This is a genomic window from uncultured Paenibacillus sp., from assembly GCF_963515335.1.
Taxonomy (GTDB): domain Bacteria; phylum Bacillota; class Bacilli; order Paenibacillales; family Paenibacillaceae; genus Paenibacillus_I.
Genome location: NZ_CAUPYC010000047.1, coordinates 23,975 through 32,969, shown reverse-complemented (window position 1 = coordinate 32,969; position 8,995 = coordinate 23,975). Strand labels below are relative to the sequence as shown.

10 protein-coding genes are annotated in these 8,995 nt (G+C 51.3%); 9 read left to right on the top strand and 1 reads right to left on the bottom strand.

What is annotated here, in order from left to right:
• The 4 genes from RWM61_RS14385 to RWM61_RS14370 all read left to right on the top strand — a co-directional run.
• Positions 1-706: transposase (locus tag RWM61_RS14385; RefSeq protein ID WP_314001981.1), on the top strand; the 706-nt coding region annotated here is incomplete at its 5' end.
• Between the two features lie 25 nt (positions 707-731).
• Entirely contained in the window at positions 732-1,343 is a 612-nt protein-coding gene (locus RWM61_RS14380) for a hypothetical protein (protein WP_314001976.1), read from the top strand.
• Between the two features lie 486 nt (positions 1,344-1,829).
• Complete coding sequence (locus tag RWM61_RS14375) at positions 1,830-2,390, top strand: DUF6431 domain-containing protein (protein ID WP_314001968.1); 561 nt, start codon at positions 1,830-1,832, stop codon at positions 2,388-2,390.
• Positions 2,391-2,882: 492 nt separating this feature from the next.
• The gene (locus RWM61_RS14370; RefSeq protein WP_314001966.1) at positions 2,883-4,232 is read left to right on the top strand and encodes an IS1634 family transposase; all 1,350 of its coding nucleotides are present in this window, start codon (positions 2,883-2,885) and stop codon (positions 4,230-4,232) included.
• Here RWM61_RS14370 and RWM61_RS14365 read toward each other — a convergent pair.
• On the bottom strand, positions 4,227-4,448 hold the full coding sequence (locus RWM61_RS14365; protein WP_314001964.1) for a hypothetical protein: 222 nt from the start codon (positions 4,446-4,448) through the stop codon (positions 4,227-4,229). The two genes, RWM61_RS14370 and RWM61_RS14365, sit on opposite strands and share 6 nt — an antisense overlap.
• Before the next feature lie 110 nt (positions 4,449-4,558).
• Between RWM61_RS14365 and RWM61_RS14360 the strand changes: the two genes are divergently transcribed.
• From RWM61_RS14360 to RWM61_RS14340, 5 genes are all read left to right on the top strand, one after another.
• Positions 4,559-4,861 carry a hypothetical protein gene (locus RWM61_RS14360; protein ID WP_314001962.1) on the top strand — a complete coding sequence of 101 codons (303 nt, stop codon included), beginning with the start codon at positions 4,559-4,561 and terminating at the stop codon, positions 4,859-4,861.
• A 447-nt stretch (positions 4,862-5,308) separates the two neighbouring features.
• Positions 5,309-6,034, top strand: a complete 726-nt coding sequence (locus RWM61_RS14355) for a Fic family protein (protein ID WP_314001960.1) — start codon at positions 5,309-5,311, stop codon at positions 6,032-6,034.
• A gap of 183 nt (positions 6,035-6,217) precedes the next feature.
• Entirely contained in the window at positions 6,218-7,165 is a 948-nt protein-coding gene (locus RWM61_RS14350; RefSeq protein ID WP_314001958.1) for a 1-phosphofructokinase family hexose kinase, read from the top strand.
• Between the two features lie 15 nt (positions 7,166-7,180).
• Positions 7,181-8,137: a sugar kinase gene (locus RWM61_RS14345; protein ID WP_314001956.1), complete on the top strand. Its 957-nt coding sequence runs from the start codon at positions 7,181-7,183 to the stop codon at positions 8,135-8,137.
• A 3-nt stretch (positions 8,138-8,140) separates the two neighbouring features.
• Complete coding sequence (locus tag RWM61_RS14340) at positions 8,141-8,995, top strand: class II fructose-bisphosphate aldolase (protein WP_314001954.1); 855 nt, start codon at positions 8,141-8,143, stop codon at positions 8,993-8,995.

The following is an 8,995-nucleotide window of genomic DNA, read 5'->3' as shown; positions in this document are numbered from 1 at the left end:
GGAGCTAATGAGCAAGCTGGAACGGAACCGTGGAAAAGGGCGGAATGACTATCCGATTCGTGCGATGTGGAATTCCGTGCTGGCAGGCAGGTTCCCCCGCCGTGGGTTCGACAAGCTGGTAAAGCAACTGTCGGACCTATTAGCGGACTTCGGCAAGCATCTGGCCATGGACAGCAAGGCCATCTCGTCGTTTGCTAAGCACAAAAATAAGAATGAGGCTCCGGATGGGCGCCGGGATGCGGATGCCGACTACGGGAAGAAAAAATACAGCGGCGTGCACGAAGACGGCAAGCCGTGGGAGAAAATTATCAAATGGTTCGGCTACAAGCTGCATCTGATCGTCGACGCCACGTATGAGTTGCCGGTGGCGTTCAAGGTGACCAAGGCGTCCGCTTCGGATATTACCGAAGGGCATGAACTGCTAAAGCAGATGGAGAACCGGCAGCCGGAGATGCTGAAGTCGGCGGAAACGCTGGCGGCAGACCGCGGCTACGATGACACGAAGCTGATCGCCAAGTGCTGGGACGAGCATCAGATTAAGCCGGTAATCGACATCCGCAACATGTGGCGGGATCCCGACAAAACGCGTTTGCTGGCAGGCAGAGAGAATGTGGTCTACGACTACAAAGGCACGGTGTCCTGTGTGTGTCCGGAAACCGGAAAGCACCATAGGGAGTATCCTTGCGGATGCTCTCTTCACTATTGAATCTGACTTTCGTGCGGGGTGAAACATGAAACGCGGAATTGTTATATCTTGTCTTGTGTTAATTGTATTGTTTATTTCGGCCTGCTCAAATCTTTCAGGAAAAGTTAACGAGCAAAAAAATGATTCTCTACAAAATGAATTAAATGACCTGCAGAAAAGGTACACGGAAATGAAAGAGGAAAAGGATCGGTTGGTTGAGGAATTAAACAAAAGGGATGCTGCCGAGAAAAGTAATGAAGATAATATTTTGCAGGAAATCGATCTTATATTAAGGAGCAGTGAAGATATCCCTGCCAAAGTTATATCGGAAAGTGTGGAAAACCGAAAAGAGATCGTTGCTGTCCCTGAGGGTTCCCTTCCAGAGAACCGGATTCTTAGAACGTTGTTAATAATCAGAATAACAAATCAGATCATACGTGATTACCCGAATGCCCTAAATATGACAATTTGGGAAGATGAAGAATATGCAAAGACATACGTAAAAGGGGATTATGATAAAGAAGCCCCCACCGGATGGGGAGGATTAGATTATCGTGCAGCAAGGATTTACAAGGATGAAACGGGAACTCATTTAGAATACGCTAATAGCAGTGATGATTTGGAGGAGATTTCCTTTGGCATGTCCAAAAGAAATTAGACACAAGGAAGAATGATGTTGCCGCTCACGTAAAATGACGGCGACTTTCTCACCGACAATGTCGTGAAAATTGTACCGTCAACCGTAAGCGTCAAAAAGTCCCCAGCGCGCCTAGCCAAGCTAGGCACAACTAGCTGATGAAAGTTCAGCCGAGGTAGGGGCCAAGCCGCCTCGTAGCTAGCAGGCAGACGTCGGAGAAATCCGCCGGCTGAAGCCCTGTGAAAAGCTGCTAGAAATGCAGTGAAGCAAAACCACAGGCCGTAACGACCGACCGTGAATCCTGCCGCATCGTCAATTTGTAACCCGACAAGGGACAAGAGAGTGTCGAGCCCCGTGGGGACCGGCGAAGACCATGGAACAAGTGTGAATAAGCACTTTGTTTCCGCAGGAAACAGGTGCTTATTTGCACATTGGAATGGATTCCCGGTATTTTAATGCCGCTGTAATTTGCTAAACTTTTAGCAAATTACAGCGGAGGGATTCTAGATGATCTACTACCATGATTTTCTAATCGATGTACCACGCTATGCGGAACTCGGAAAGGAGAATGACTTTCCGAATTTAAACTGCTGTCCGATTTGCCGAGCAAAGAATCAACTGCAACGACACGGCTTCTATGAACGCAATGCGATGGAGGAGGAAATGGCGTATCGAATTCCCATATGCCGCTTATTATGTCCGGACTGTGGAAAGACGCTTTCGATCCTGCCGACCTTTCTCCTGCCGTATTTCCAACACACCATGTCGTATGTCATACGTATCCTGCTTACGTTCTGGAAGACTTCGACCCTATTGTGCACCCGTCAATTGAGACGCTTCTATGAGAAACGCGTGTACGGCAAACAAACGGAAATGGAACTGTTCTTTCGAGAGGAAGGAGAACGGATCGTTCTGCCTGGAACAGGCAAAGAAAAGGCCATAAAGATGCTACAGATGATCCAGGCTTTGGGGAAAGCAACCTTCGTCAGAAGGTGGTGGCGTCATCGAGTAACCAGCTTTATGGCAGCATCATTATACCATGGTACACGCGTCGTGAAAACCGAATAACGTTTCCACAAACCTTTTTCCTCGCCTCTTTGCTTACCGTCCGGTTATACTGTCCACAGGTTAGCCGGCTAGCCTGTCTATGCTTATGAACCTACTTTCCCGAAATACATAACGAGGAATGATGCTGAAAAGACGGAGAAGGCTTGATTTTATTGGGTTTTGTTGGTTCGAACGCTCGTCTTTAACCTCGTTATGTGTTATGATACATAACGAGGATCGGAGGGGAGCGCCATCGCCATTATTCGTCAAAAAGATAAACGGTCTGGGATTACATACGCCTATGAGTCTATTTCATACTGGGATCGAGAAAAGCAGCAATCCCGTTGCAAACGGCGTCTTATCGGCCGGATCGATGAACAAACCGGAAACATTGTCCCAACGCGAGGGACGAACCGAAAGGAATCGCAAGAAACGGCATCAGTGCCGCGACGGGGGCCGATTCCGCATGTTGATGTCGCCCGCTGGTTCTACGGGGCCACGTACCTGTTCGATGTGATCGGAGAAAAACTGGGGCTTGTTGCCGATCTGCAGAAATGTTTTCCGAATGACTATAAATCGTTGCTGTCGATTGCCTACTACCTCATCCTGGAATCGGACAGTCCGCTCAGCCGCTTTTCGAAGTGGGCTTCTCTGCATCGCCATCCGTATGGAGCGGACATCCCCTCCCAGCGCAGCAGTGAGCTCTTCGCCTCACTCACCGAAGAGAAACGATACCACTTCTTCCGTTTGCAGGCCGCAAGGAGAATCGAAAACGAATATTGGGCGTACGACACAACATCCATTTCCAGCTATTCGGAAGGCTTGCAGCAAGTGAAGTACGGAATGAACAAAGAGCAGGATGGGTTGCCGCAACTCAATCTGGCGCTGTTGTTTGGCCAGGAATCGAATCTGCCGTTTTACTATCGCAAGCTCTCCGGCAACATCAGCGATGTGCAGACGGTGAAAAACGTGCTGGCGGATATGGAATTTCTGGGCTTGCGCAAAGTTCATCTGGTGATGGACAGAGGGTTTTACAGCGCCGCGAACATCAACAGCCTGTACAAGGAGCACTACAAATTTTTGATGGGTGCCAAACTGTCCTTGGCCTATGTCAAGGAGCAGCTTGATCAGGTTCGTCCGTTGATTCGAGAGTGGACGAATTACTTGGAAGCCTACGACGTGTTCGCTGTTTGCATCCCGATTAAATGGGACTATACGCAGGCGCGTCCGTACAAAGGGGACGTGATCCGTGCGGAGAGAAGACTGTACCTTCATTTGTATTACAACGGAGAAAAGGCTGCCGAGGATGAGCAGCGGCTGACCCGCAGACTGCTTACTTGGCAGAAAGACCTGCAAGAAGGCAAACGGAAGCCGGAGCATGCCAAAGCGTACGAGAAATATTTTGAAGTTTCCGAAACGCCGGTCCGGGGAAGAAAGGTGGCAGCGAAGCAAGCGGCCATTGAGGAAGCGAAGAAGAATTACGGCTATTTCGCCTTGATTAGCAATGAAATCAAAGATCCGGAGGAAGCGCTGACCCTGTACCGAAACAAAGACCTGGTGGAGAAGGCTTTCGGAAATTTGAAGGAACGCCTCAGCGCTCGTCGCATGCTGGTCTCTTCTGAGCACGCATTAGAGGGCAAACTGTTTGTTCAGTTTCTGGCGCTCATTTACCTGTCTTATATTAAAAAGCTGATGAAAGAACAAAGCTTGTTTGGAACTTATACGATTCAAGGCGTCTTGGATCAATTGGACTGCATCGAATGCTTCGAGCGCCCAGGTCGCGATCTTCGAATCGGTGAAATCACCGAAAAACAACGCGAACTGTTTCTGAAGCTGGGAGTCACCCCGCCATCCTCGTTATGAGTTGGCGGGAATGCAGGTTTTAAGCTGGCCTGCATTTTTTAATCCTTCAATTCGACCATCTTTCAATTTGTTCACAGTGAGCTGATCGTCAATCTTGATTTTTGTCTTTACTTCATTCTCCGTATTGTCTTCAGCTAAGATTGGTGCAGCAGAGATAATTACTCCGAATATAACGACGACTAGAAATAACGACTTAAACCTTCTCGCTTGATTCACTTGAATCATCCCTCCAAATGTTTTAAAATTATAATTCATCTACCATTTTAGTTCCTTATTAGTAACATGTCAATATTTTCAATTAAAAAAATTCTTGGGAGGTTATGTTTATGACGTTTATGAAAATTAATCGAAGAGTGGTAGTGACCCTTGTTGGTATCTTTCTAAGTTGTTTTGTCATTACAACTTACTTTTTCTTCTATACAGGACACACAGGAGCAGTAGTTAACGTTTTGAAAAAAAATATTAATGAGTCATATATTGTCGTCAGAGATTTAAAGGGGGAGGAAAAAAAAATACGTGGTTCTAATGAGCAAATTGCGTTAATCGAAGAGAATAAACAGTATTTTATTTCTTACGAATATAACTATTTTAGGAAACCCTATATTGTTCGTATTCAAAATTACCCTTGAATAGTTTTTTCTGATGAACTGCCTGACACTAAAAAACTTGCAGAACACGAAGACGCCTGGTGATCCAGGCGTCTTCTACATTACTCCGCTCCCTCGCGTTTTCTGCCTAATCACAAAATAACGTAAGCGTCAAATCCGACACACATAGAAACTAGATGCAATCTGTCTCAGAATTAAAATTGAATAAACCACCGGGAGCCGGGAGTCATGTCGAGTGTAAATTGGACAATTCCCTTTGGCTCCTTCTTTGTCTTCAACTATGATACGGTCGCGCTCCGTGCGTTCTGTCATCCTTTTCACCTCGCTGATCGCTGTTCCGGTCTGGTATGCCCCATGAATGAGGTTGGTCTGTACGGGGGGTTATAAAAGATTTGAATTATGAGCTATAATAGAAAATACGCATAACGGCGCGGCGTGCGCGATAGAGAGGGTTGGGGTGATGGGATTATGTATGAGTTGATTGACGGGAAAAAACGGCTGCTGGATCGGAAAAAACCGTTCCCGGTTCATACCTTGCGCAGCATCCGCGAGCATCTGATCGTGAACTGGATCTATCACTCCAACGCGATTGAGGGCAATACCTTGACATTGTCGGAAACGAAGGTTGCCCTCGAAGGAATTACGGTCGGCGGAAAAACGATCAAGGAGCATTTGGAAGTCATTAACCATAAAGACGCGATCCTGTATGTGGAAGAGATTGTCGGCCGGCAAGAACCGCTGACCGAATGGCAGATAAAAAATATACACCGGTTGATCCTCAAAGGAATTGACGATGAACATGCCGGCGTCTACCGCAAGGAGAATGTGATCATTGGCGGAGCGGTTCACATCCCGCCCGAAGCGGTGCAGGTGCCTTTGCAAATGGAACAGTTTATCCGGTGGTATGACGGCAAAGGACAACAACTTCATCCTGCAGAGCGGGCGGCGGTCGTCCATATTGATTTTGTGAAAATCCATCCCTTTATCGACGGCAACGGAAGAACGGCGCGGCTGCTGTTGAATTTCGAGCTGATGAAATCGGGTTATCCTCCGATCGTCATCGAAAACGACAGCAGGGCGGACTATTACGCATCACTGGATTACGCGCATACAACGGGCGATCATTTAAAGTTTGTTCAACTTGTTACAACCATGCTGGATCGCACCTTCGATTTGTATTTGAAGCTGGTTTAATCTTTGCAGAACCCTTGTAAACAGTCCGACTGGGCTGGATCAAGGGTTCTTTTTTGTCGAAATAAAACGAAATTATTCAAAATAAAATGAAACTATTGACAGTGATTAAGTTACGAAATATGATAGTTACGAAATTAAACGTAACTTTATCATGCGTTTTAACCACAGTGCGGAGGGAGAGCCTTGATCACCACCTTTACGTTAAATGCCGCGGTCGACAAGGTCCATTACATCGACGACTTTGCGATCAACAAGGTGAACCGGGTCCGCGACATTGCGGCCGAGCCCGGAGGAAAAGGCAACAATGTCGCCAAGGTCATCCGTTTGCTCGGCTCCGATGTGACGGCATCCGGTTTTCTCGGCGGAGATACCGGGCGTTTCGTACATGAACAATTGACCGCGAAGGGAGTGGTCAGCGATTCGGTATGGGTGTCCGGCCAAACGCGCGAAGCGCTCAACATTATCGATCGGATCCGGGGGACGCAAACCGAAATTTTGGAGCCCGGACCCGAGATCGGTGCGGATGAGTGGGAACGGATGAAAGCGGCTGGGCAGCGATTATCGGAAAAAAGCAAGGTCGTTTGTTTTTCCGGCAGCCTGCCGCGGGGGGTACCCGCGGGCGCCTACGCCGACCTGATTCGAATCGCCAAGGCGGCGGGTGCGCTTACTTGTTTGGATTCAAGCGGGGAAAGCTTGGCACGGGGACTGGAGAGCGGCCCGTTTATGGTCAAGCCCAACCGGGATGAGTTGGCTCAATTAACGGGAGCAAGAGCGGATACGCCCGAACATGCCACCGACGCGGCACGGCAGATTATAGGGCGGGGGGTCGCGATGGTGGTCGTCTCGCTGGATAAAGACGGGTCGATTGCCGTTACGGCCAATGAAGCATGGACGGTTCGCCCGCCGAAGATCGTGCCGGTGAACACGGTCGGCTGCGGCGATGCGCTGGTGGCGGGAATTGCCGGCTACCTGGACCGATTGGGCCGCCCGCCCAACGCGGCCGCGCTTATCCAGGCTGTCGTATGGGGAACCGCGGCCGCAGCCTCGAATGCGATGTATCCGATAGCCGGATATGTGAACGCCGCCGACGTGCGACGATGGGCCAAAGAAGTGACGGCTACTCTTTTATAAGCCAGGGGTGATAAGGTGCATCAGGTATTTACGATCGGCGAACTGCTGGTTGAAATCATGAGGACGGAGACAAACAGCCCCCTTTCGGCGCCGGGCTTGTTTGCAGGCCCCTATCCGAGCGGGGCGCCGGCGATTTTCATCGATGCGGTCGCCCAGTGGGGATTGAAGGCGGGCATCGTCGGGGCGGTCGGAGAGGATGCCTTCGGCCGCTGCCTCATCGAACGGCTGGAAAAAGACCGCGTAGACTGCACACATGTGCATCGCAGCGGCTCGAGAACGACGGGGATGGCGTTCGTTACGTATTACGACGACGGATCGCGTGAGTTTTTGTTTCATATGAAGGATTCCGCCGCCGTCGACATCCCCCGCCCCGACAATCCGGGTTATCTGGCGGGGACGAACGTACTGCACATCAGCGGTACCAGCCTCACGATCAACGAGGAGATTCGCGCCATGTGCTACGAGGCGGTCCGGTTCGTCAAAAACGCGGGCGGCATCGTCACGTTCGATCCGAATTTGAGGCCCGAGCTCGCGGGAGACCGGACGTGGGTGTCCTGGTATAAGCCGGTGCTGGAGCAGACGGACATTCTGCTGCCGAGCGGCGAGGAGCTGGAATGGCTGACCGGCTGCGCGAGCGCCGACGAAGCGGCTGTAAGGCTGCACGAGCAGGGGGTGAGCCTCATCATCAGGAAGATGGGCGAGCAGGGCAGCATGATGTATCTCGACGGCGCGCCGTCCACCGTCGCGCCCGGGTTTCGGGTCGACTGCGTCGATCCGACCGGAGCGGGAGACTGCTTCAACGCCGGAGTCGTATACGGCTACCTCCAGGGTTGGGCGTGGGAAGACACGCTGCGCTTCGCCAATGCGGCAGCCGCCTTGTCGACGACGGTGCGGGGTCCGATGGAGGGCATTCGCGATCTGGCGACGATCCAAGCATTCATGAATCAATATCATTCGGAAAGGCAGGCGTAGACCATGTCATTGGTTTCATCCACTCCCTTATTGATTGAAGCGAGAAAGCAGGGGTACGGCATCGTCGCCTTCAACGTGCATACGCTCGAAATGCTGCAGGCCGTCGTTGAAGCGGCGGAGGAGATCCGTTCCCCGCTGATCCTGCAGACGACGGTCGGAACCGTCAAGCACCTGGGCATCGATTATATCGTCGGCGCGGCGCAAGCGGCGGCGAAGCAGGCCACAGTGCCGATCGCGCTGCATCTCGATCATTGCCAGGATTTCGAACTGATTTTACAATGTATCCGTGCAGGCTACACCTCGGTGATGATCGACCAGTCGATGCATCCGTTCGAGCGCAATGTGGAGATGACCCGCAAGGTCGTCGAGGTGGCCCGGGCGCTGAACGTCAATGTGGAGGCGGAGCTCGGCAAGGTCGGCGGCGTGGAAGACGACATTCGCGTGGAAGACGATGCGGCGACGCTCGCCGATCCGGAGGAATGCCGCCGGTTCGTGGAATTGACGGGCGTTCCGACACTGGCGCCGGCGATCGGTACCGCGCACGGGATTTACAAGGGCGAGCCGAACATCGATTTCGCGCGGATCGAGGAGATTGCGGGCAAAGTGGACGTGCCGCTCGTGCTTCACGGGGGCTCCGGCATTCCGGAGGCGCAGGTCAAGCGGTGCGTATCGCTCGGCATGGCGAAGATGAATGTGGCGACGGAGCTGAAGAACGCTTTTTCGCTGTCCCTGCAGGATTCCTTCTCCGCGAACCCGGACGACCTCGATCCCCGCTCCTACATGACGGCGGCGAAGAAAGTCGTCAAACGAATGGCGCTTGAGAAAATGCGGCTGTGCGGCTGCGCGGGCAAAGGTTAA